This is a genomic window from Streptomyces sp. NPDC031418 (assembly GCF_055581605.1).
Genome location: NZ_JBVIJC010000021.1, coordinates 87,464 through 110,690, shown reverse-complemented (window position 1 = coordinate 110,690; position 23,227 = coordinate 87,464). Strand labels below are relative to the sequence as shown.

The window sequence follows — 23,227 nt, the reverse complement described above, 5'->3', positions numbered from 1 at the left end:
CCCATTGTGTCCCGGGGGCGGCCGCGGGGCCGGTCCGCGCGCCCTCCGCACGCCCGGAGCCGGTCCGCCGAGGGCAGTGACATCGTCCCCCGGCGGACCGACGTGTCAGCCCTTCTTGGAGGACGCCGACGCCGACGGGGACGACGCCGGAGACGACGGCGCCGGCGAGGCCGTGGCCGACTCGGCGACCTTCTTGCAGCTGGCCTGCTGCGCGATCGCGTCCTGGACCTCGCCCTGCTGGAGGTTCTTCAGCGCCTCGGTGCCGCTCTGGTGCTTCTTCTCCAGGTCGGTCATCTGCACCGCGACATCGTGCAGCCCGGAGGCGAACTTCGCCTGGTCCTTGGTGTTCAACGCGTCGACCTGCTTCTTCAGGTCGGCGTAGGAGGCGGAGAGGCTGTTGAAGCTCTTCACGACCGCCTGGAGCCGCTTGACGCCGCCCTCGACCCCGGGCGGCGCGCCCGCCTTGCCGACGGCGGTGGCGATCGCCTTGTAGCCGTCGGCCATGTCCTGGAAGGCCTGCGAGTCCGTCTTCTGCAACTCCTGCGGCTTGGCGGTGTCGGCGGCCGTGGTGCTGATCGCCGCGTTGGCCGCCTTGATCTTCGCGTCCTGCGCGGGCACCGCGTCGCACACCGACTTGGCCCAGGAGACGAGCTTGGGGTCGGGGCCCTTGCTGCCGCCGCCGCTGCTGCTGGTGCATCCCGTCAATGCCACCACCAGTACCGCACCGCCGGACAGTGCGGCCGTGAGCTTCTTGTTCACCGGATTGGTCCCTTCCATGGCTCTCGGCCCACGGACCCTACACGGCGGACACACACCCCCCGCAGCGCGAACATCCCCTATGTGTATTTTCGTACGCGTTTGCACCGCCAGAGAGAAGGCTCACGACGTGGGCGTGCCCACAGACGCGGACGGGCGGGCCGCGCGTCAGTAAGCGCCACCCGCCCGCCCGTTGAACAGGGCTTCCCCACGACAGCTACGAAACCACCGCCGTACCCGGCGAGTTGGCCACCCGCTCGGCACTCTCGTCGTCGTCGCCCACGGCGATCCCGCGCCGCTTGGAGACGTACACCGCACCGACGATCACCAGGAGCGCGAGCACCGCGATCGCGATCCGCACGCCGAGGCTCTTGTCGTGGCCGTAGGAGAACTTGATCACCGCGGGTGCGATGAGCAGCGAGACGAGGTTCATCACCTTCAGCAGCGGGTTGATCGCGGGGCCCGCGGTGTCCTTGAAGGGGTCGCCGACCGTGTCGCCGATCACCGTGGCCGCGTGGGCCTCACTGCCCTTGCCGCCGTGGTGGCCGTCCTCCACCAGCTTCTTGGCGTTGTCCCAGGCGCCGCCGGAGTTGGCGAGGAACACCGCCATCAGCGTGCCCGCGCCGATGGCGCCGGCGAGATAGGAGCCGAGCGAGCCGACGCCGAGCGTGAACCCGACGAAGATCGGCGCCATGACGGCCAGCAGACCGGGCGTGGCCAGCTCCCGAAGGGCGTCCTTGGTGCAGATGTCGACGACCTTGCCGTACTCGGGCTTCTGGCTGAAGTCCATGATCCCGGGCTTCTCCCGGAACTGCCGCCGCACCTCGAACACCACCGAACCCGCCGACCGGGACACGGCGTTGATGGCCAGTCCGGAGAAGAGGAACACGACCGCGGCACCCGCGATGAGGCCGACGAGGTTGTTGGGCTGCGAGATGTCCAGGGACAGACTCAGCGGCGCGCCCGGCCCGCTGAGCTTCTCCCCGACGTCCTGCACATTGGTGGTGATCGCGTCACGGTACGACCCGAACAGCGCCGACGCGGCGAGGACGGCCGTCGCGATCGCGATGCCCTTGGTGATGGCCTTGGTGGTGTTGCCGACGGCGTCCAGGTTGGTGAGCACCTGCGCGCCCGCGCCCTGGACGTCACCGGACATCTCGGCGATGCCCTGCGCGTTGTCGGAGACCGGCCCGAAGGTGTCCATGGCGACGATCACACCGACCGTGGTGAGCAGTCCGGTGCCGGCCAGCGCCACCGCGAACAGCGCCAGCATGATCGACGTACCGCCGAGCAGGAACGCGCCGTACACGCCCAGCCCGATGAGCAGCGCGGTGTAGACGGCCGACTCCAGACCCAGGGAGATGCCGGAGAGGACGACGGTGGCGGGGCCGGTGAGGGAGGTCTTGCCGATGTCCCGGACCGGGCGCCGGGTGGTCTCGGTGAAGTAGCCGGTCAGCTGCTGGATGACGGCGGCGAGCAGGATGCCGATGGCGACGGCGACCAGGGCGAGGACCCGGGGGTCGCCGTCCTTGCCCCGGATCGCCGCGTCCGTGACGCCGTGCAGCCCGGAGTACGTCGAGGGCAGGTAGACGAAGACCGCGACCGCCACCAGGGCGAGCGAGATCACCGCGGAGATGAAGAAGCCGCGGTTGATCGCCGTCATGCCGCTGCGGTCGGCGCGGCGCGGGGCGACCGCGAAGATGCCGATCATCGCTGTGATCACTCCGATGGCGGGCACCAGCAGCGGGAAGGCGAGCCCCGAGTCGCCGAAGGCGGCCTTGCCGAGGATCAGCGCGGCCACCAGGGTGACGGCGTACGACTCGAACAGGTCGGCCGCCATGCCGGCGCAGTCGCCGACGTTGTCGCCCACGTTGTCGGCGATGGTCGCGGCATTGCGCGGATCGTCCTCCGGAATGCCCTGCTCGACCTTGCCGACCAGGTCGGCGCCGACGTCGGCGGCCTTGGTGAAGATGCCGCCGCCCACCCGCATGAACATGGCGATCAGGGCGGCGCCGAGGCCGAAGCCCTCCAGCACCTTCGGTGCGTCGGCCGCGTACACCAGCACCACACAGGAGGCGCCCAGCAGGCCGAGCCCCACCGTGAACATGCCGACGACACCGCCCGTGCGAAATGCGATCTTCATCGCCTTGTGCGAAACGGCGGTGAGATCTTTTTCTGGTTCACCGGGCGCCGGAGTCGCTTCCCGGGCCGCCGCGGCGACCCGCACATTGCTGCGTACGGCGAGCCACATGCCGATATAGCCGGTGGCCGCCGAGAACGCCGCGCCGATCAGGAAGAACACCGAACGTCCGGCACGCTGATTCCAGTCGTCCGCCGGCAGCAGCATGAGCAGGAAGAACACGACGACGGCGAATACGCCGAGCGTGCGCAACTGCCGGGCGAGATACGCCTTGGCGCCTTCCTGCACCGCCCCGGCGATCTCTTTCATGCTGTCGGTTCCCTCGTCCGCCGCCAGCACCTGGCGCACCAGGAGCCCCGCGACCACCAGCGCGGCCAGCGCGACCGCGCCGATGACGGCCACGAGGATCCGGTTGTCGTCGGTCAGGACCGCGGCCGCGAGGGATGTGGAACGGCCCCACTGGGGGGTGGCCCACTCAGGGGTAGAAAGCCCCGCCATTCGTCCTCCTTGACGCTTGGGCTGAGCTCAAGATGTGGACGGATTGTAGGTACCCCCGTGTGATCTCAACAGAGCACGGTAAACGGAATTAGCCTCCACTGGCTCATCGCAAATGATCGCCCTCGCGCTACACGCCTCGAATGGCGTAATGCCTTCGAGGCATTCTCGGCCGACGGTGAATGATCGTGAATTACTTCACGAATTACGGGCTGCGCCGGAAACGACGAAGGGCCCTGCGTGGCAGGGCCCTTCGAGAAGTTCGGCGGGGGCGGTTCAGAGCAGCGCCGTGGCCGGGGGCGCGGTCGGCCAGGTCATGCGGATCAGACCGCCGTCCAGGCCGGTGGTGACCTGGACGTCGTCGACGAGGCCGCTGATCACCGCGAGGCCCATCTCGTCCTCCTCGACCTCCGGCTCGCCGTCCGCTGCGCCGGGCGTGTCGCCGCCCGGCACGGCATGCGGGGCCTTGTCGCCGACCTCGATGGAGAACTGTTTCTCCTCCTCGATCAGCGCCACCTTCACCGGCGCCGTGATGCCGCTGTTCCGATGCAGTCCGACGGCACGGGAGCAGGCCTCGCCCACGGCGAGCCGGACCTCGTCCAGGACGGCCTCGTCCACTCCGGCCCTGCGCGCCACCGCGGCCGCCACCAGCCGGGCGGTCCGGACGTGCTCGGGCAGCGCGCTGAAGCGGAGTTCGACGGTGGCCATGCATCCCCCTCGCGACTACGGGTGTGCGGTCGGGGCGGGGCCGCCGAGGGCCGCACCCCCTGCTGTACTGCTGTGGCCCGGGCCGCTGGCCCGGCCCAGGACAGGACCGCCCCGCACCGGACCGCGCGGGGCGGTCCGGCGCCGGCGAACGGCCCGGATCAGTCGGTGGCCTGCACCGCGTCCTCGACCGAGGTGTGGATGGGGAACACCTTGGTGAGGCCGGTGATGCGGAAGATCTTGAGAATGCGCTCCTGGTTGCAGACCAGGCGCAGCGAGCCCTCGTGGGCACGCACCCGCTTCAGGCCTCCGACCAGCACGCCGAGCCCGGTGGAGTCGAGGAAGTCCACGCCCTCCATGTCGACGACGAGGTGGAAATTCCCGTCGTTCACCAGCTCGACCAGCTGCTCACGCAGCTTGGGCGCGGTATACACGTCGATTTCGCCACCGACTCGGACGACCGTACGATCGCCGATGGTTTCGGTCGACAGGGACAGGTCCACGGATCCTCCAGCACCTTGCTATCGAGCGGTCGCCCCTCGGGTAACTCGGCATGCGGCCCCCGGGACGCATCGCCAGCCGCGATGGCATTCAATCACTTACCGGCAGGCGTGCACGACGCCTTGGCTCCATTGTCCGTCACGCCAGTGACACACTCGGTGCCGATGGCCAAGAATCACCGATCCGACAGAACCCCGGCAGAACAGGCCTTCGGGTTTTCCCCGGGCACGGTCCTGGACCGGCTCGCCTCGGGGCCGAGCCGGTCTGCGCGCATCACTCATACGGAGCACTTGCCCCCGCGCGCGGGCCGCCATGCCGTCTGGCCTCACCGGATTCGGTCCGAGGTGATCGCGGCCGTCCAGCGGTGCGGCATCGAGCATCCCTGGGCCCATCAGGCACTGGCCGCCGAGCACGCCCTGGACGGCGACTCGGTGGTCGTCGCCACCGGCACCGCCTCCGGCAAGTCCCTCGCCTACCTCGTGCCCGTCCTGTCCGCCCTGCTCGACGGAGCCGAGGCCCCGAACGGGCGGGGCGCCACCGCGCTGTACCTGGCGCCCACCAAGGCGCTCGCGGCGGACCAGTGCCGGTCGGTGAAGGAACTTTCACAACCTTTGGCCGGCGCGGTTCGCCCAGCCGTGTACGACGGCGACACTCCGTTCGAGGAACGCGAGTGGATCCGCCAGTACGCCACCTACGTGCTGACCAACCCCGACATGCTGCACCGGGGCATACTCCCGGCCCACCCCCGCTGGTCCTCCTTCCTGAAGTCGCTGAAGTACGTCGTCATCGACGAGTGCCACACCTACCGCGGTGTGTTCGGCTCGCATGTCGCCCAGGTGCTGCGCCGGCTGCGGCGGCTGTGCGCCCGCTACGGTGCCTCGCCCGTCTTCCTGCTGGCCTCGGCGACCGCCGCGGAACCCGCCGTGGCCGCCCGCCGGCTGACCGGGCTGCCGGTGGTCGAGGTCGCCGACGACGCCTCCCCGCGCGGGGAACTGGTCTTCGCCCTCTGGGAGCCCCCGCTCACCGAACTGCACGGCGAGAAGGGTGCCCCCGTACGGCGTACGGCCACCGCCGAGACCGCCGATCTGCTGACCGACCTGACCGTGCAGGGCGTGCGCTCGGTGGCCTTCGTCCGCTCCCGGCGCGGCGCCGAGCTGATCTCGGTGATCGCCCAGGAGAAGCTGGCCGAGGTCGACCGCTCTCTGGTCCGGCGGGTCGCGGCCTACCGGGGCGGCTATCTCCCCGAGGAGCGCCGCGCGCTGGAACGCGCCCTGCACTCCGGCGAACTCCTCGGCCTCGCCGCCACGACCGCCCTGGAGCTGGGCGTGGACGTCTCCGGCCTGGACGCCGTGGTGATCGCCGGGTACCCGGGCACCCGCGCCTCCCTGTGGCAGCAGGCGGGCCGCGCCGGCCGCTCCGGGCAGGGCGCCCTCGCGGTCCTCGTCGCCCGGGACGACCCGCTGGACACCTTCCTCGTGCACCATCCCGAGGCGCTGTTCGACCAGCCGGTGGAATCGACCGTCCTGGACCCCGACAACCCCTACGTCCTCGCGCCGCACCTGTGCGCCGCCGCCGCCGAACTCCCGCTGACCGAGGAGGACCTGGACCTCTTCGGCCCCGCCAGTGCGGAGGTGCTGCCGCAGCTGGAGGCCGCGAAGCTGCTCCGCAGAAGGACGAAGGCCTGGCACTGGACGCGGCGCGAGCGGGCCGCCGACCTGACCGACATCCGCGGTGCGGGCGGCCGCCCGGTGCAGATCGTGGAGGCCGGTACCGGACGTCTGCTCGGCACCGTCGACGCCGGCTCCGCGCACTCCACCGTCCACGAGGGCGCGGTCCATCTGCACCAGGGCCGCACCTACCTGGTGCGCCATCTCGACCTGGAGGACTCCGTCGCCCTGGTCGAGCAGGCCGACCCGCCCTACTCCACGGTCGCCCGCGACACCACGGCGATCTCCGTCCTGGAGACGGACACCGAGATCCCCTGGGGCGCCGGCCGCCTGTGCTACGGCTCGGTCGAGGTCACCAACCAGGTGGTCTCCTACCTGCGCCGCCGTCTCCTCACCGGCGAAGTGCTCGGCGAGACGAAACTCGACCTCCCTCCTCGTACGCTGCGCACCCGCGCGGTGTGGTGGACGGTCACCGAGGACCAACTGGACGAGGCCCGGATCACCCCGGAGATCCTCGGCGGCTCGCTGCACGCCGCCGAACACGCCTCCATCGGCATGCTGCCCCTCTTCGCGACCTGCGACCGCTGGGACATCGGCGGGGTGTCCGTCCCCCTGCACCCCGATACGCTCCTGCCGACGGTCTTCGTCTACGACGGCCACCCCGGCGGCGCGGGGTTCGCCGAGCGCGCCTTCCACACCGCGCGCACCTGGCTCGCCGCGACCCGGGCGGCCATCGCCTCCTGCGAGTGCGAGGCCGGCTGCCCTTCCTGCATCCAGTCCCCCAAGTGCGGCAACGGCAACGAACCGCTGCACAAGAGGGGTGCGGTGCGCCTGCTCACGGTGCTCCTGAGGGACGCACCGGAAGAGAAGCCCGCGGAGGAGCTTGTGGAAGAGCCTCCAGAGGGGCTTCCGGAGGAGCTTGCGGGGGATCCAAAGGAGGAGCTTCCGGAGGAGCTTGCGGGTCAGCCGAAGGAGGAGCTTCCGGAGGGGCCGGAGAGCTGACCGGGGTGCCGGCCGGCCCGGCTCTCGCCCTGACCTCCGCCCGGAACGGCCCGCTGCCCGCGGCAGCCGTCACATCCGAGGTCTCGCCGACGATCGCGCACCGCACCAGCCGCACCCCCTGGGCCGCCGCCAGCCGCCCGGCCCGGGCACAGGCCGGCGTCGCCCCCTCGGCCCAGTGGTCCGCCGCCGCGAGCGCCGCCAGATCGGCACCGCCCGCGGCCCGGTGCCTGACGACCACGGCCTGCCCGAGAGCGAGCACGGCGCCGAACACCGCGCACAGCACGGCGATCACTCCGAGGCTCCACACGGTGGCGGACCCGCGGTCGGAGCCCTCTCGGCGCCGCGCCACGCCCCGCTTCCGCACTACGCCCCGCCTCACAGCCCCTCCTTTCCCGCGCCCACCGTCTCCTCCGCCGCCGCGACGGCCTCTTCCCGCACCTCGAACGGCAGTCCGCTGAGCACCGGCGGCCGGGCCACCACCGTCACCCGCACCCGATCGCCCTCGCGCCGGACCGACACCCGGGCCCCGCGCGGCGCGGCCTCCCGGGTCACCGCCAGCACCGCGTCCGGCGGGTCCTGGCGGGCGGCGGCCCGGGCGCCGGTGCGGGCGGCGTCCACGCACTGGATCTGCGCGGCGACCACGAGCAGCCCCCACACCAGCGCCATCGTGAACGCCACCAGCACACCGAGCACCACGGCCGTCTCCGCGGTCACGAACCCCCGGTCGGCCTCCCGGTCACATCCGCGCACTGAGGGCCTTCTTCACGATGTCCTGGAGCTCCGCCCTGACCTGGCCGCTGGTGACGACCTCGTAGAGCAGCAGCGCGAACCCGACGGCCGCGATGATGCCCATGGCGTACTCCGAGGTCACCATCCCGTCGTCCCGGCGAACCGCCCCGCACAGCCGCGCCGCCGCCTTCTGGGCCTTCTTCTTCATCCCGACTCGCATGACATTCCCTCCTGTTGTGTCTCTCGGCAGTCCCCGCAGGTCACCCGGTCCCGCTCACGTCGTCCTCCCTCACCTCCCCGCCAGCACTCCGCCGGCCAGCCCGATCACCACCGGCAGCACACCGACGGCGATGAAGGCGGGCAGGAAGCACAGCCCGACCGGCGCGGAGATCAGGACGGCCGCCCGGCGGGCCCGGGCCGTCGCGGCGCGGGCCCACTCGGCACGCGCGTCCGAGGCGAGACGGGCGACCGGGGCGGCCGCGGGCACCCCGGACTCGCCGGCCCGCTCCAGCAGCCGGGCCAGCGGCCCCGCACCGGGCAGCGCCGCCAACCCGCACCAGGCGTCCACCGGTTCACCGCCGAGCCGCACTTCCGCCGCACCCCGGGCCAGTGCCGCCCCGACCGGTCCGCCGAGGGCGTCGCCCACCGCCTGGGCGGCGATCACCGGCCCGGCCCCGGCGGCGATGCAGGCCGCCAGCAGGTCGGCGGCGAGCGGCAGTTGGCGGGCGGCTTCGGCACCGCAGGCCTGCTCCGTCCCGGCCTGTGCCGTCGCCCGGCCCCGCAGGCGCCACAGCACCGCGCCCACCGCGAGCCCCAGCAGGGCCCCGGCGATCCCCCCGACCAGCACCCAGGTGCCGCAGGCCGCGCCGACCGACGGCAGCCCGCCGCGCAGCACCGCCGGCACCGCGAACCGCCGTCTGCCGGGCGGGGCTTCGCGGCCCATCAGTTCCGCGATCAGCCGCCGCGCCCGGCGCCGCCGCCGAACCCGGTCCAGCCACCACACCGCCCAGCCGAGCGCCGCCACCACGACCCCGGCCATCCCCAGCCTGTGCACAACGTCCCCGCTCACCGCGCCACTCCTCCCCGCCGACCCGAAACCACTCCGCCCACCCCGCCACTCCACCCGCCGACCCGAAACCACTCCGCCCACCCCGCCACTCCACCCATCTCGCCGCCCCTCGCCGCCCGCCCGGAACCACTCCCCCGACCCCTCCGACCGCTTCTCTCCCGCGCACCAGCCCCCGTGCGCACCAGCCCCCGTGCGCACCGGGCACCCTCCCGACCCCCGTCCGGCCAACTCCCGTCCGCACCGGTGCTCCCTCCCGACCCCCGTCCGGCGCGTGCACACACCACCCCCTGCACACGCCCGCGTTCACCCCGCTCCCGCCGTCCGCATGATCCGGACCGACCACCACAACCCGAGCGCCTCGAACAGCGCCCCGGCCGCCAGACAGCCAAAACCGGCCCCGGTGTGCAGCAGCACATACAGCGGGTCGGCGCCCATGGCCGCGCCGAGGAGGAGGCCGAGCGCGGGAAGCGCGGCGAGCAGTACCGCGGTCGCCCGCGCGCCCGCCAACTGGGCTTTCAGGTCGGCGCGCCGGTCGCGTTCCGCGCGCAGCGCGCCGTCCAGCCGGTCCAGTCCCGCGGCGAGACCGGCGCCCTGATCGACGGCCACCCGCCAGCACGCGGCGAGCCCGAGCAGTCCCTCGGCACCCGGTTGCCGGGCCGCCACCGCGAGGGCGCCGGGAACATCCCCGCCGAACCGCGCCGCCGCCACCACGGCCGCCTGCGCCTCGCCGAGCCCGCCGGAGTCCCGCGCGGCCCGCAACAGCGCCTCGCCCGGCTGCCGTCCCGCGCGCACCTCCCCGGCGAGCGCCCCGCACAGGCCGATCACCGCGTCGGCCCGCCGCTGCCGGTCCTGTCCGGCCTGCCGGGCCCGCAGCACCCGGCGCAGCACCGGCACCCCGGCCGCCCCCGCGGCGACCGGCAGCGGGGAGGCGCCCAGCAGTCCGAGCAGCGCCCCGGCGACCAGCGACCACCACTCGGGCCGCCACCGGCCGCGCAGCCGCCGCAGTCCGGCGAGGAGCCGCTCCCCGGGCGGTGGTCCGACGGCCACCGCGCCGCCGCCGGCGAGCAGCAGCCGCGCACGCCGGGCGCCGGAGTGCCCTCCGCCCAGCAGCCACACGGCCGCGCCGAGACAGAACAGCGCGGCGCCCAGGGACGTCTGGGACATCTGGCCGGTCATGTCGGTCCCGCTCGTCATGCCTGCGCCTCGCTTCCGAACCCGTCGGTGCCCGCGAGCAGTCCGCGCAGCCGCTGCCAGCCGCGCTCGCGTGCGAAGGCCCGCTCGCCCCAGCGCAGCGCCGGCACCGTCCGCACCAGGCCCGAGGCATCCCGTTCCAGCACATGGACCTCGGCGATCCGGCGCCGCCCGGACCGGTCCCGTACCAGGTGGAGCACCACGGAGAGAGCGGCCGCCAGCTGGCTGTGCAGTGCCGCCCGGTCCAGCCCGGCGGCCGTGGCCAGCGCTTCCAGACGGGCCGGCACATCTCCGGCCGCGTTGGCATGGACCGTGCAGCAGCCGCCTTCGTGGCCGGTGTTGAGCGCCGCCAGCAGGTGCACCACCTCGGGTCCGCGCACCTCTCCGACGACCAGCCGGTCGGGCCGCATCCGCAGCGCCTGCCGGACCAGGTCCTCCAGCGTGACCAGGCCCGCGCCCTCCTGGTTGGCGGGCCGGGTCTCCAGCCGGACCACATGCGGGTGCTCCGGCCGCAGCTCGGCGGAGTCCTCGGCGAGCACGATCCGTTCGCCCTGGCCGACCAGCCCCAGCAGGGCGCTGAGCAGGGTCGTCTTGCCGCTCCCGGTGCCGCCGCTGACCAGGAAGGACAGCCGGGCCCCGACGAGGTCCGCCAGGATGCGGTCACCGCCGGGCGGCACCGTGCCGGCCGCGACGAGTTCCGCGAGGGTGAACGCCCGGGGCCGGGCCACCCGCAGGGCCAGGCAGGTGCAGCCGACGGCGACCGGGGGCAGCACCGCGTGCAGCCGGGTGCCGTCGGGCAGCCTGGCGTCCGCCCAGGGCCGGGCGTCGTCCAGCCGGCGTCCGGCCACCGCGGCCAGGCGCTGCGCGAGGCGTCGTACGGCCGCCGCGTCGGGGAAGGCCACCGGGGTCAGTTCGAGGCCGCCGCCGCGGTCCACCCATACCCGGTCCGGGGCCGACACCAGCACGTCGGTGACGTCCGGGTCGGCGAGCAGCGGCTCCAGCGGGCCGGTGCCGACCAGCTCCGACCTGAGCCGTTCGGCCGCGCCGAGCACCTCCGCGTCGCCGAGCACCCGGCCCTGTTCGCGCAGGGCCTGGGCCACGCGCGCCGGGGTGGGTTCGGCGCCGCTCTCGGCCAGCCGCCGTCGGACGCCGTCGAGCAGGGCGCCGTCCACCGGGCCGGCTCCGGTCAGGCTCACCGGGTGCCTCCCGCCTCGACCAGCGCGCGCTCCCAGAAGTCCGTGCAGAAGCGGGCGAGTGGGCCGCGTCCGGTGGCACCGGGCGGCTTCGCCCCGGCCTGCGGGCGGGACAGCAGGGGTTCGGCCGGCACCTCGCCGGCGAGCGGCAGCCCGAGCAGCCGGGCCACCTCGTGGTCGTCCAGGCCGGGGGCGTACGGGCCGCGGACCGCGACGCGCAGATCGCGGACGACCATGCCGACGGCGGACGCCACCCGGCCGGCCGCCGCGACCGCCCGCAGCTCGGCGGGGACGACGAGCAGCACCAGGTCGAGCTGGGCGAGGGCCTCGGCGACCCCGTCGTCGAGCCGGCGGGGCAGGTCGACCACGACCGTGCCGCCGCGTCGCCGGGCGGCGGCGAGCACCGCCCGCACGGCCTGCGGCGGGATGGCGACGCAGTCGCCGCGGTCCCAGCTCAGCACGCGCAGGGAGTGCAGTTCGGGCAGCGACTCCTCCAGGGCACCGCCGCCGACCCGGCCGCGGGAGGCGGCGAAGGCGGGCCAGCGCAGCCCCTCCGCGGTCTCCCCGCCGAGGAGGACGTCGAGTCCGCCGCCGAGCGGATCGGCGTCCACCAGCAGGGTGCGCAGCCCCTCGCGCGCGGAGGTGACGGCGAGGGCGCAGGCGAGCGTGGAGGCTCCGGCCCCGCCCCGCCCGCCCATCACCCCCACGGTGAGAGCCGGACGGCCGACGCCTTCGACGACGTCGGCGATGCGGTCGACCAGCCACTGCTCTCCGTCGGGCAGCATCAGCACATGGTCGGCGCCGATCTCGACGGCCCGTTTCCACACCCCCGGGTCGTCCTGGTCACGGCCGACCAGCACCACCCCGGGGCGGCGCGCGGCTCCCCGCATCCGGCGGGCGACGTCGTCGCCGATCAGGACGAGCGGGGCCGTCTGCCAGCCGTCGCCGGCGGCCGGGAGGGCGTGGTGGACCTCGGGGGTGGCGCCGGCGGCCGCGCACAGGCGCAGCAGGTCGTCCAGCAGCCAGGTGTCCTCGGTGACGATGAGCGGCCGTCCCGGCCGGCCGCCGGGGTCGGGCGGTGGGTCGTGGGTGACGGTTTTGGACATGTGCGTTCCCCCTTCGCTGTGTGTTCCGCGCGGCCGCTGCGGCCCCGCGATTCCCGGGCGTGCGGAGAACCGGCAAGCGGTCTCCATATGAACGGCCGACAGGAACCGGCCATACGCGCCCCGCAATCGGAATCGGCCATGAACTCGCCGCGGCCGGAGCGCGCTGGAATCACGGTGCAGCGATCCCCGAAATCGTGTGGATCTTGGTCGAAAACGGTGGACAACTTCGGTCCTGTGAATAACTCCGTCACCCATACCGGTGACCCCTGTACTGATCCCTGTACGACTTCCACAGAGCAGCACACCGATTACTCTGGGTAACGGATCATGGCCATGGGGAAGCGGCGGCCACCAGCGGGATCACCCGGGCCGCAACGCCGTACGAGAAGAAGAGGGGAGCAGCAAAACCCACCCGGACATGCGACGACCCCCGCCGGGGGGGAGAGCGGGGGTCGTCCCCACGGCCGACTCGGGGGGGGAGGAGTCGGGCCGGGTTAGCACGGTCGCGAACGATCCGTGACTTCCATGGTGTACCCGAGAGCCCTCTCAGGCAAACCCACGCGCCCCACCTTACGCCGAATGGTGGGCGCCTATGCTCAGGGGCGTGGAAAACCACTCCTTGCCTCGCGCAGCAGCCTTCTTTGACCTGGACAAGACGGTCATTGCGAAGTCGAGCACGCTCACCTTCAGCAAGTCCTTCTACCAAGGTGGACTGATCAACCGCAGGGCCGCCTTGCGGACCGCATACGCCCAGTTCGTCTTCCTGGCCGGCGGCCTGGACCACGACCAGATGGAGCGGATGCGCGAGTACCTCTCCGCGCTGTGCCGCGGCTGGAATGTGCAGCAGGTGCGGGAGATCGTGGCCGAGACCCTGCACGAACTGATCGACCCGATCATCTACGACGAGGCCGCCTCCCTCATCGAGGAACACCACGCGGCCGGGCGGGACGTCGTGATCGTCTCCACCTCGGGCGCCGAGGTGGTCGAGCCGATCGGCGAGCTGCTGGGCGCGGACCGCGTGGTCGCCACCCGCATGGTCGTCGGCGAGGACGGCTGCTTCACCGGCGAGGTGGAGTACTACGCGTACGGCCCGACCAAGGCCGAGGCGATCAGGGAGCTGGCCGCGGCCGAGGGCTACGACCTCGACCGCTGCTACGCCTACAGCGACTCGGCGACCGACCTGCCGATGCTCCAGGAGGTCGGGAACCCGCACGCCGTGAACCCGGACCGGGCACTGCGGCGCGAGGCACTCGCCCGCGGCTGGCCAGTTCTGGAGTTCCGCCGCCCGGTCCCGCTCAAGAAGCGGCTGCCCACACTGTCCGTCCCGCCCCGCCCGGCGCTGGTCGCGGCGGCGGCCATAGGTGCGGCGGCCGCGACGGCGGGCCTGGTCTGGTACGCCAACCGGCGGCGCGGCACCGCCTGAGCCGCACCCGTGGCCGCACCCGTTTCACCCGGTTTGATCGCGCAAGTAAATAAGTGCCACGAAGGGTTCCGGTTACCGCCGGTACGGGGTAGAAAGAAGTCAGGCCCGCGAGACCAAGGACATCCGAGAGGATCCCCTGTCACTACGCACTGGCCCCACGGACCTCGCATGAACACCGGGCACCCACGCGACGTCGACCCGTCGATTACGGGCCAGCCGCACCAGGTGACGGGCAAAGACCCCGACCTGATGGGCACATATCGAGGACGCTTGGTAACCCGGTGAGCATGCCAGCGGCGGTACGAGTCTCTCGTACCGCCGCAACCCTTCCCGGGGCCTGCCGTGACCCTTCCCGGGCCCTCCCGTCAGGCGGCGCCGCGCTGGAGCGCCTCGCACACCGCGGTCGACTCGCGCATCCCCAGCTCCACGGCCTTGCCGCAGTGCGCGATCCAGGCCGCCATGCCCTCGGGCGTACCGGAGACATAGCCGTCCAGGGCCCCCAGATAGGCCGCGCGGCCCAGCTCGGCATGGCCGACCTCGGCCGGGCAGATCGCCTTGGGGTCCAGGCCGCTGCCGATCAGCACGATCCGCTCGGCCGCGCGCGCGACCAGGCCGTTGTGGGACGTGAAGGGACGCAGCGCGAGCAGTTCGCCGTGCACCACGGCGGCCGTCACCAGCGCGGGCGCGGAGGTCCCGGCGACGATCAGCTCGGCCAGTCCCTCCAGCCGGCCGGCGACCTCTTCGGCATCCGGCAGCGGCAGCTCGACCAGCGGCTCGTCCACCGCCTCGCCGGCCTGCCGCGGCCTGCCGACCCGCTCGTCCTGCTCCGCGGCGGCCACCAGATGCAGCCGCGCCAGCACCCGCAGCGGCGACTGCCGCCAGATGGACAGCAGCTGCCCCGCCTCGGCCGACAGCCGCAGGGCCGCGCCCACGGTGCGCGCCTCGGCGTCGGCGCTGAAGTCGGTGCGCCGCCGGACCTCCTCCAGGGCCCAGTCCGCGCCGGACAGCGCCGCCGAGCCGCGAGCCGCGCGCAGCGCCGCCTCGGACGTGACCGCGGTACTGCGCCGACGCATGATCCGGTGCCCGTAGACCCGGTCCACGGCCTTGCGTACGGACTCCACGGAGTCGGCCACCCCGGGCAGCGCGCCCAGGGCCGCGAGGGGGTCGGCGTTCGCGCCTGTCGTACTCATGAGTACGACCCTACGCACCCGACCCGCCCACCCCACGAAGGAGTGGTCTTCTTCACTTCCACCTGACACGCACCGCTATCACCCGACTACCGTTGGTGAACATGAAAATTGCTTTCGTCGGGAAGGGCGGCAGCGGCAAGACCACGCTCTCCTCCCTCTTCATCCGCCATCTCGCGGCCGCCGGTGCACCGGTGGTCGCCATCGACGCGGACATCAACCAGCACCTCGGCCCCGCGCTCGGCCTCGAGGAGGAAGAGGCGGCCGCACTGCCCGCCACGGGCAGCCGGCTCACCCTGATCAAGGACTACCTGCGCGGCACCAACCCGCGCATCGCCTCCGCCGCGACGATGATCAAGACCACGCCGCCCGGCGAGGGCTCCCGGCTGGTCCGGGTGCGGGAGCCCAACCCGGTCTACGACGCCTGCGCCCGCCCGGTGGAACTCGACGGCGGCGCCGTCCGTTTGATGGTCACGGGCCCCTTCACGGACGCCGACCTGGGGGTCGCCTGCTACCACTCCAAGACGGGAGCGGTGGAGCTGTTCCTGAACCACCTCGTCGACGGCCCCGACGAATACGTCGTGGTCGACATGACGGCGGGCTCCGACTCCTTCGCCTCCGGCATGTTCACCCGCTTCGACATGACGTTCCTCGTCGCCGAGCCGACCCGGAAGGGGGTCTCCGTCTACCGCCAGTACAAGGAGTACGCCCGCGACTTCGGGGTGGCCCTGAAGGTCGTCGGCAACAAGATCCAGGAACAGGACGACATCGACTTCCTGCGCGCGGAGGTCGGGGACGACCTGCTCGTGACGGTCGGGCGCTCGGACTGGGTGCGCGCCATGGAGAAGGGCCGCCCGCCCCGGTTCGATCTCCTGGAGGAGGCCAACGCCCGTGCGCTGCACACCCTGAAGGCCGCGGCGGACGCCCGGTACGAGCTGCGTGACTGGGAGCACTACACCCGTCAGATGGTGCACTTCCACCTGAAGAACGCCGAGTCGTGGGGCAACGAGCGCACCGGGGCCGACCTGGCGGCGCAGGTCGACCCCTCCTTCGTGCTCGGCGAGCACCTCGGCGCGGGCGATCACATGGGGGCGGGCGACCGCATCGGCGCGGGCGCGGCGGCACCTGTCTGAGCCGGCCGCCGCACCCGCCGCCCGCATCCCCATCCGCGTCCGCGTCCGCGTCCGCTGCTGACGCCTACCGCTTGTCCGCCGGCGCCCCCGGCACCCCCTTGGGCGCCGGAGCCGGGCGGCCGGACAGGAAGGACGCCCAGCCCTGCCTGGGAGCCTCGCCCACCTTCAGGGTGCGCAGCTTCTGAAGGGTCTTCGGGTCCTGGGCGTCCAGCCAGTCGGCCAGCTGATGGAAGGAGACACAGCGCACGTCGGGCTTGTTGCAGACCTCCTTCACCGTGTCCTCGACGGCACGCATATAGGTGCCGCCGTTCCAGGACTCGAAGTGGTTGCCGATGATCAGGGGCGCGCGGTTGCCGTCGTAGGCGCGGTAGAAGCCCTTGATCAGGCCGTCTCGCATCTGGTCGCCCCAGTAGTCGAACTTGTCAGGGTCGCCCTGGGTCTCGGTGCCGGACTGGTTGACCATGAAGTTGTAGTCCATGGTCAGCTGTTCGTAGGTGTGGCCGGGGAAGGGCACCAGCTGCATCGACAGGTCCCAGAGACCTTCCTTCCGCTTCGGCCACACCTGGTCGTTGACCCCGCTGGAGTCATAGCGGAAGCCCATCTGGCGGGCGGCCTTCATGAAGTTCTTCTGCCCTTCCAGGCAGGGGGTGCGGGCGCCGATCAGCTCCTTGTCGTAGTCGAAGGGCAGCGGCGCCGAGCGCTTCATGCCCGCGTTGGTCTTCCAGCTCTTCACGAACTGCTTGGCCTGGTTGATCTCGCTCTTCCACTCGTCCACCGACCAGGTGCCGACGCCACCGTCGGGGCCGCAGAAGTGGCCGTTGAAGTGGGTGCCGATCTCATTGCCCTCCAGCCAGGCCAGCCGTACCTGCCTGGCTGTGTCGGCGATCCCCTGGGCGTCGTTGAAGCCGATGTCGGAGCGGCCCGGGGCGTGCTGCGGCGGCTTGTACAGGTCGCGCTTCTCCTCCGGCAGCATGTACACGCCGCTGAGGAAGTACGTCATGGTCGCGTGGTTCTCCTGGGAGACCTTGCGGAAGTGCGAGAACAGCTTCTGGCTGTCCTCGCCCGCGCCGTCCCAGGAGAAGACGACGAACTGCGGGGGCTTCTGACCGGGCTTCAGCCGCTCCGGCCGGGGCAGATGCGGCTGGGCACCGGTGTACGCGGTGGATCCGTCGCCGATCAGCCGGAGCACACTCCCCGGTGCGGGGGCCGGCGCCTGCTTCTGCGGGCCGGACGCCCCTTGCTTCGTACTGCTGGAGTCGCTCGAGCATCCGGCGAGCGACGCGGCGCAGGCCGCGGCGACCATGGCACCGACGGCGATCCTCTGGGTGGCGGCCATGTTCCGCCCACCTTCTTCCTTCTCTCGGGCACACGCTGCCGGCTGGGCTGTTTCTGGTGATGTGCCGGGCTTGTACCGACAGCGCCGTCAAGGTCGCACGAGGCGCGGAAGGAATTAATACGACAAGCCGATGAAATGCTCGCTTCACGCCCACGGGTGAACGCAGAGGCCGTGCGAGAGGCCATTTCGGCCAGGGCGGAAGAGGCCGCCCGACAGGTCTAAACCAATTTAGCCGTCGGCTCTTGTCATCGGCCCCCCGCGTCTGATGAGCTGTGGCCTGGGACACAACGGACACCCTTCGAGAGGGAGATGTCGTGAGCAACGAGAGCCTGGCCAACCTGCTCAGGGAAGAGCGCAGGTTCGCACCCCCCGCCGACCTGGCCGCACACGCCAACGTCACGGGGGAGGCGTATGAACAGGCCAAGGCTGACAGGCTCGGCTTCTGGGCCGAGCAGGCCCGGCGGCTGACCTGGGCCAAGGAGCCGACGGAGACGCTGGACTGGTCGAACCCCCCGTTCGCGAAGTGGTTCAAGGACGGCGAGCTGAACGTCGCCTACAACTGCGTGGACCGCCATGTGGAGGCCGGACACGGAGACCGGGTCGCGATCCACTTCGAGGGTGAGCCCGGCGACAGCCGCTCGATCACCTACGCCGAGCTGAAGGACGAGGTCTCCAAGGCGGCGAACGCGCTGCTGGAACTGGGTGTCCGCAAGGGCGACCGGGTCGCCGTCTACATGCCGATGATCCCCGAGACCGCGATCGCCATGCTGGCCACGGCCCGCATCGGCGCCACCCACTCGGTGGTCTTCGGCGGCTTCTCGGCGGACGCGCTCGCGACCCGCATCCAGGACGCCGACGCGCGGGTCGTCATCACCTCCGACGGCGGCTACCGGCGCGGCAAGGCGTCCGCGCTCAAGCCCGCCGTGGACGAGGCGATCGCCAAGGTCGACAGCGTCGAGCACGTGCTCGTGGTGCGTCGTACCGGGCAGGAGGTCGCCTGGAACGAGGAGCGGGACCACTGGTGGCACGAGCTGGTCGACCGCCAGTCGGCCGAGCACACCCCGGAGGCGTTCGAGGCCGAGCACCCGCTGTTCATCCTCTACACCTCCGGCACCACCGGGAAGCCGAAGGGCATCCTGCACACCTCCGGCGGCTATCTGACCCAGACCGCGTACACCCACTGGGCGGTGTTCGACCTCAAGCCGGAGACCGACGTCTACTGGTGCACGGCCGACGTCGGCTGGGTCACCGGGCACTCCTACATCGTGTACGGCCCGCTGGCCAACGGCGCCACACAGGTCATGTACGAGGGCACCCCGGACACCCCGCACCAGGGCCGGTTCTGGGAGATCGTGCAGAAGTACAAGGTCTCGATCCTCTACACCGCGCCGACGGCGATCCGGACGTTCATGAAGTGGGGCGACGACGTCCCCGCCAAGTTCGACCTGTCCAGCCTGCGCGTGCTCGGCTCGGTGGGCGAGCCGATCAACCCCGAGGCCTGGATCTGGTACCGCAAGCACATCGGTGCCGACCGGACTCCGGTCGTGGACACCTGGTGGCAGACCGAGACCGGCGCGATGATGATCTCGCCGCTGCCCGGCGTCACCGAGGCCAAGCCCGGCTCCGCGCAGCGCCCGCTGCCCGGCATCAGCGCGACCGTCGTCGACGACGAGGGCCACGAGGTGCCGAACGGCGGCGGTGGCTACCTGGTGCTGACCGAGCCGTGGCCGTCGATGCTGCGCACCATCTGGGGCGACGACCAGCGGTTCCTCGACACCTACTGGTCCCGCTTCGAGGGCCGGTACTTCGCCGGGGACGGCGCCAAGAAGGACGACGACGGGGACATCTGGCTGCTGGGCCGGGTGGACGACGTGATGCTGGTGTCCGGGCACAACATCTCCACCACCGAGGTGGAGTCGGCGCTCGTCTCGCACCCCTCGGTCGCCGAGGCGGCCGTCGTCGGCGCCGCCGACGAGACCACCGGGCAGGCCATCGTCGCCTTCGTGATCCTGCGCGGTACGGCCGCCGAGACCGACACGCTCGTGGGCGAGCTGCGCGACCACGTGGGCGCCACGCTCGGACCGATCGCCAAGCCCAAGCGGATCCTGCCGGTGGCCGAGCTGCCCAAGACCCGCTCCGGCAAGATCATGCGCCGGCTGCTGCGCGACGTGGCCGAGAACCGCCAGCTCGGTGACGTCACCACGCTGACGGACTCCACGGTCATGGACCTCATCCAGACCAAGCTCCCGGCCGCCCCCAGCGAGGACTGAGCGACACCCGGCCGGCACTGATCCACCCCGAAGGGGCACCCGTCGCACAACGCGCCGGGTGCCCCTTCCGCGTCTACCGTGAGGATCACCGGTCCCGGTCGCCCACGGCCCGGGAAGAAGAGCTTGGACAGACGCAAGATCTTAGGTAAGCTAAGTAAAGCGTCAAGGACGCGTCATGGGTGCGCCGGGAAGTCTGGTCGGCAAGTGAGCCGACCCTGCCCACCCACCGGAGGTCTCCCGTGACCGCGCTCCGCACCCCGGCCGCCCCGCGCAAGCTCCTGGGCCGGCTGTCCCTGCCGGAGCGCACCTTCGTCGCGGACGCGCTGCGCACCGAGACCGTCGGCGGCATCCTGCTCCTCCTCGCCGCCGTGGCCGCGCTGATCTGGGCGAACATCCCGGCGCTCCGCCATGGCTACGAGACCGTCAGCCACTTCCACTTCGGCCCCGCCGCGCTCGGCCTGCACCTGTCCGTCGCCCACTGGGCGGCCGACGGCCTGCTCGCGGTGTTCTTCTTCGTCGCCGGCATCGAGCTGAAGCGCGAGCTGGTCGCCGGGGACCTGCGCGACCCCAAGGCGGCCGCGCTGCCCGTGGTGGCCGCGCTGTGCGGCATGGCCGTACCGGCTCTCGTGTACACCGTCGCCAACCTCACCGCGGGCGGCTCCACCCAGGGCTGGGCGGTGCCCACCGCCACCGACATCGCCTTCGCGCTCGCCGTCCTCGCGGTCATCGGCACCTCGCTGCCCAGCGCCCTGCGCGCCTTCCTGCTCACCCTCGCGGTCGTCGACGACCTGTTCGCGATCCTGATCATCGCGGTCTTCTTCACCGACCGGCTGAACTTCGCCGCGCTCGGCGGGGCGGCCGCCGCCCTGGCCGTCTTCTGGCTGCTGCTGCGCAGGGGCGTCCGCGGCTGGTACGTGTACGTCCCGCTCGCCGTCGTGATCTGGGCGCTGATGTACAACAGCGGGGTGCACGCCACCATCGCCGGCGTGGCGATGGGCCTGATGCTGCGCTGCACGGCCCGGGAGGGGGAGGACCGCTCGCCCGGCGAGCACGTCGAGCATCTGGTGCGCCCCCTGTCGGCCGGGCTCGCCGTGCCCCTGTTCGCGCTGTTCAGCGCCGGGGTGTCGATCTCGGGCGGGGCGCTGCGGGACGTCTTCACCAGGCCGGAGACGCTCGGGGTGGTGCTCGGGCTGGTCGCCGGCAAGACGCTCGGCATCTTCGGCGGCACCTGGCTGACCGCCCGCTTCACCCGCGCCTCGCTCAGCGAGGACCTCGCCTGGGCCGACGTCTTCGCGCTGGCCTCGCTCTCCGGCATCGGCTTCACCGTCTCGCTGCTCATCGGCGAACTCGCCTTCGCCGGCGACAACGCCCTCACCAACGAGGTCAAGGCGGCCGTGCTCACCGGCTCGCTGCTCGCCGCCGTGTGCGCCACGGTGCTGCTGAAGATACGCAACGCCAAGTACCGCAGGCTGTGCGCGGAGGAGGAGCGCGACGAGGACCTCGACGGCATCCCGGACATCTACGAACAGGACAACCCGGAGTACCACCTGCGGCTGGCCGCGATCTACGAGCGCAAGGCCGCCGAACACCGGCGGATCGCCGCCGAGCGGGCGGCCGCGGCGCGCCACGGGCTTTCGGAAGTGGCGGGCGGGGCAGGCGAGGAGGGCGACCGTCCGGCATGATCTGACGAGACGGTACAAAACAAGACGGCCGTACGACGCACGGAACGGCCGCCCAGGACGGCACCTGAGCGGCCCGCGTACGGCGGTACGGCACATCAGACCTCTGAGGGAGAACGCGATGAGCGCACCCGACGGCAGCCCGGTCGGCGCCGAACGCAGCATCGGCCAGCTGTTCGCCTCGGCGACGACCGAATTGTCGGCGCTGGTGCACGACGAGATCGCGCTGGCCAAGGCCCAGCTGAAGCAGGACGTCAAGCGCGGCGCGGTGAGCGGCGGCGCCTTCTCGCTGGCCGGCGCGGTGCTGGTGTTCTCCCTGCCGATGCTCAACTTCGCCCTGGCCTACGGCATCCGCACCTGGAGCCACTGGAACCTGGCGGTCTGCTTCCTGCTGTCCTTCGCGGCGAACGTGCTCGTCGCCGGTGTCCTCGCCCTGGTCGGCGTGGCGATGGCGAAGAAGGCCAAGAAGGGGCAGGGTCCGCAGAAGGTGGCCGCGTCGGTGAAGGAGACGGCGGGCGTCCTCCAGAACGCCAAGCCGCACCCGCGACCGGAACTGCGACCGGAACTGCCGGGGGACAAAGCACCCGCGGCCATCGAGGCTGTGGCACGCTCGTCGTCATGACGGACCCCGCACCCTCGGCCGTACGCATGGACGGCCCCTGGAGCCATCGGGACGTCGCCGCGAACGGCGCCCGCTTCCACATCGCCGAACTCGGCGACGGCCCCCTGGTGCTGCTGCTGCACGGCTTCCCGCAGTTCTGGTGGACCTGGCGGCACCAGCTGGTGGCGCTCGCGGACGCCGGCTACCGGGCGGTGGCCATGGACCTGCGGGGCGTCGGCGGCAGCGACCGCACCCCCCGCGGGTACGACCCGGCCAACCTCGCCCTCGACGTCACCGGGGTGATCCGCTCGCTCGGCGAGCCGGACGCCGCCCTGGTCGGCCATGACCTGGGCGGCTATCTGGCGTGGACGGCGGCCGCGATGCGGCCCAAGCTCGTCCGGCGCCTCGCCGTGGTGTCGATGCCGCACCCGCGGCGCTGGCGCGCGGCGATGCTCCGGGACGCCCGGCAGTCGGCCGCCAACTCCTGTGTCTGGGGCTTCCAGCGGCCGTGGCTGCCGGAGCGTCAACTCACCGCCGACGACGGGGCGCTGGTGGGCCGGCTGCTCCGGGACTGGTCCGGGCCGCGGCTGCCGGAGGACGAGACCGTCGAGACCTACCAGCGGGCCATGTGCATCCCGTCCACCGCGCACTGCTCCATCGAGCCGTACCGCTGGCTGGTGCGCTCGCTGGCCCGCCCGGACGGCATCCAGTTCTACCGCCGGATGAAACGGCCGGTGCGGGTGCCCACGCTGCATCTGCACGGCTCCCTGGACCCCGTCATGCGCACACGCAGCGCGGCCGGTTCGGGCGAGTACGTCGAAGCGCCGTACCGCTGGCGGCTGTTCGACGGGCTCGGCCACTTCCCGCACGAGGAGGACCCGGTCGCGTTCTCCACCGAACTGGTCAACTGGCTGAAGGACCCCGAGCCCGACCGGTGAGGTACGCGGCGACCGTTCGGTGACGGATTCGGTGCGTGGAGTATCCGTTTGGTGAACAGATGTCCCTCGAACGGCCACATGCCTGCCGCATAGGCCAATTGGGGGC

General features: G+C 72.1%; 19 protein-coding genes and 1 pseudogene. 7 read left to right on the top strand and 13 right to left on the bottom strand.

Annotated elements, in window-relative coordinates; all coding sequences use genetic code 11:
- Positions 1-105: 105 nt before the first annotated feature.
- The 4 genes from ACZ5CZ_RS28690 to bldG form a co-directional block, all read right to left on the bottom strand.
- Positions 106-777, bottom strand: coding sequence for a small secreted protein (locus ACZ5CZ_RS28690; RefSeq protein WP_385846809.1), 672 nt, complete (start codon positions 775-777; stop codon positions 106-108).
- Between the two features lie 196 nt (positions 778-973).
- A complete protein-coding gene (locus ACZ5CZ_RS28685; RefSeq protein WP_468947160.1) occupies positions 974-3,394 on the bottom strand; it encodes a sodium-translocating pyrophosphatase in 2,421 nt (806 codons plus the stop codon).
- Positions 3,395-3,667: 273 nt separating this feature from the next.
- Positions 3,668-4,099, bottom strand: coding sequence for an ATP-binding protein (locus ACZ5CZ_RS28680; protein ID WP_385846812.1), 432 nt, complete (start codon positions 4,097-4,099; stop codon positions 3,668-3,670).
- A gap of 158 nt (positions 4,100-4,257) precedes the next feature.
- Positions 4,258-4,599, bottom strand: coding sequence for an anti-sigma factor antagonist BldG (gene bldG, locus ACZ5CZ_RS28675; RefSeq protein ID WP_385846814.1), 342 nt, complete (start codon positions 4,597-4,599; stop codon positions 4,258-4,260).
- A gap of 81 nt (positions 4,600-4,680) precedes the next feature.
- On the opposite strand from bldG, the gene ACZ5CZ_RS28670 reads away from it, so the two are divergent.
- Positions 4,681-7,266, top strand: coding sequence for a DEAD/DEAH box helicase (locus ACZ5CZ_RS28670; RefSeq protein ID WP_468947158.1), 2,586 nt, complete (start codon positions 4,681-4,683; stop codon positions 7,264-7,266).
- Between the two features lie 73 nt (positions 7,267-7,339).
- Here the strand turns inward: ACZ5CZ_RS28670 and ACZ5CZ_RS28665 are convergent.
- From ACZ5CZ_RS28665 to ssd, 7 genes and pseudogenes are all read right to left on the bottom strand, one after another.
- A pseudogene (locus ACZ5CZ_RS28665) lies at positions 7,340-7,537 on the bottom strand (Rv3654c family TadE-like protein); the annotation flags it as partial.
- A 104-nt stretch (positions 7,538-7,641) separates the two neighbouring features.
- The gene (locus ACZ5CZ_RS28660) at positions 7,642-8,016 is read right to left on the bottom strand and encodes a TadE family type IV pilus minor pilin (RefSeq protein WP_467549144.1); all 375 of its coding nucleotides are present in this window, start codon (positions 8,014-8,016) and stop codon (positions 7,642-7,644) included.
- A complete protein-coding gene (locus ACZ5CZ_RS28655; RefSeq protein ID WP_385846818.1) occupies positions 8,003-8,215 on the bottom strand; it encodes a DUF4244 domain-containing protein in 213 nt (70 codons plus the stop codon). Before ACZ5CZ_RS28655 ends, ACZ5CZ_RS28660 begins: the two co-directional genes overlap by 14 nt.
- Positions 8,216-8,284: 69 nt before the next feature.
- Positions 8,285-9,064, bottom strand: coding sequence for a type II secretion system F family protein (locus tag ACZ5CZ_RS28650; RefSeq protein ID WP_468947155.1), 780 nt, complete (start codon positions 9,062-9,064; stop codon positions 8,285-8,287).
- A gap of 303 nt (positions 9,065-9,367) precedes the next feature.
- Positions 9,368-10,258, bottom strand: a complete 891-nt coding sequence (locus ACZ5CZ_RS28645) for a type II secretion system F family protein (RefSeq protein WP_468947154.1) — start codon at positions 10,256-10,258, stop codon at positions 9,368-9,370.
- Positions 10,255-11,451, bottom strand: a complete 1,197-nt coding sequence (locus tag ACZ5CZ_RS28640) for a TadA family conjugal transfer-associated ATPase (protein WP_468947152.1) — start codon at positions 11,449-11,451, stop codon at positions 10,255-10,257. The genes ACZ5CZ_RS28645 and ACZ5CZ_RS28640 overlap by 4 nt, the downstream gene beginning before the upstream one ends.
- Positions 11,448-12,554, bottom strand: coding sequence for a septum site-determining protein Ssd (gene ssd, locus ACZ5CZ_RS28635; protein ID WP_450789816.1), 1,107 nt, complete (start codon positions 12,552-12,554; stop codon positions 11,448-11,450). The genes ACZ5CZ_RS28640 and ssd overlap by 4 nt, the downstream gene beginning before the upstream one ends.
- Before the next feature lie 592 nt (positions 12,555-13,146).
- Here ssd and ACZ5CZ_RS28630 point away from each other — a divergent pair.
- The gene (locus tag ACZ5CZ_RS28630; RefSeq protein ID WP_467549150.1) at positions 13,147-13,977 is read left to right on the top strand and encodes an HAD family hydrolase; all 831 of its coding nucleotides are present in this window, start codon (positions 13,147-13,149) and stop codon (positions 13,975-13,977) included.
- Between the two features lie 365 nt (positions 13,978-14,342).
- Here ACZ5CZ_RS28630 and ACZ5CZ_RS28625 read toward each other — a convergent pair whose 3' ends face one another.
- Positions 14,343-15,167, bottom strand: coding sequence for a Fic family protein (locus tag ACZ5CZ_RS28625; protein ID WP_468947150.1), 825 nt, complete (start codon positions 15,165-15,167; stop codon positions 14,343-14,345).
- Between the two features lie 101 nt (positions 15,168-15,268).
- Between ACZ5CZ_RS28625 and ACZ5CZ_RS28620 the strand changes: the two genes are divergently transcribed.
- Complete coding sequence (locus ACZ5CZ_RS28620; RefSeq protein ID WP_468947148.1) at positions 15,269-16,297, top strand: ATP-binding protein; 1,029 nt, start codon at positions 15,269-15,271, stop codon at positions 16,295-16,297.
- A gap of 64 nt (positions 16,298-16,361) precedes the next feature.
- Here ACZ5CZ_RS28620 and ACZ5CZ_RS28615 read toward each other — a convergent pair whose 3' ends face one another.
- Complete coding sequence (locus tag ACZ5CZ_RS28615; RefSeq protein ID WP_385846829.1) at positions 16,362-17,633, bottom strand: polysaccharide deacetylase family protein; 1,272 nt, start codon at positions 17,631-17,633, stop codon at positions 16,362-16,364.
- Between the two features lie 314 nt (positions 17,634-17,947).
- Between ACZ5CZ_RS28615 and acs the strand changes: the two genes are divergently transcribed.
- From acs to ACZ5CZ_RS28595, 4 genes are all read left to right on the top strand, one after another.
- On the top strand, positions 17,948-19,903 hold the full coding sequence (gene acs, locus ACZ5CZ_RS28610) for an acetate--CoA ligase (protein WP_385846831.1): 1,956 nt from the start codon (positions 17,948-17,950) through the stop codon (positions 19,901-19,903).
- Positions 19,904-20,142: 239 nt separating this feature from the next.
- Entirely contained in the window at positions 20,143-21,585 is a 1,443-nt protein-coding gene (gene nhaA, locus ACZ5CZ_RS28605; protein WP_468947145.1) for a Na+/H+ antiporter NhaA, read from the top strand.
- Positions 21,586-21,703: 118 nt separating this feature from the next.
- Complete coding sequence (locus ACZ5CZ_RS28600; protein ID WP_385846833.1) at positions 21,704-22,204, top strand: phage holin family protein; 501 nt, start codon at positions 21,704-21,706, stop codon at positions 22,202-22,204.
- On the top strand, positions 22,201-23,121 hold the full coding sequence (locus ACZ5CZ_RS28595; protein WP_385846835.1) for an alpha/beta fold hydrolase: 921 nt from the start codon (positions 22,201-22,203) through the stop codon (positions 23,119-23,121). The genes ACZ5CZ_RS28600 and ACZ5CZ_RS28595 overlap by 4 nt, the downstream gene beginning before the upstream one ends.
- Positions 23,122-23,227: the final 106 nt, after the last annotated feature.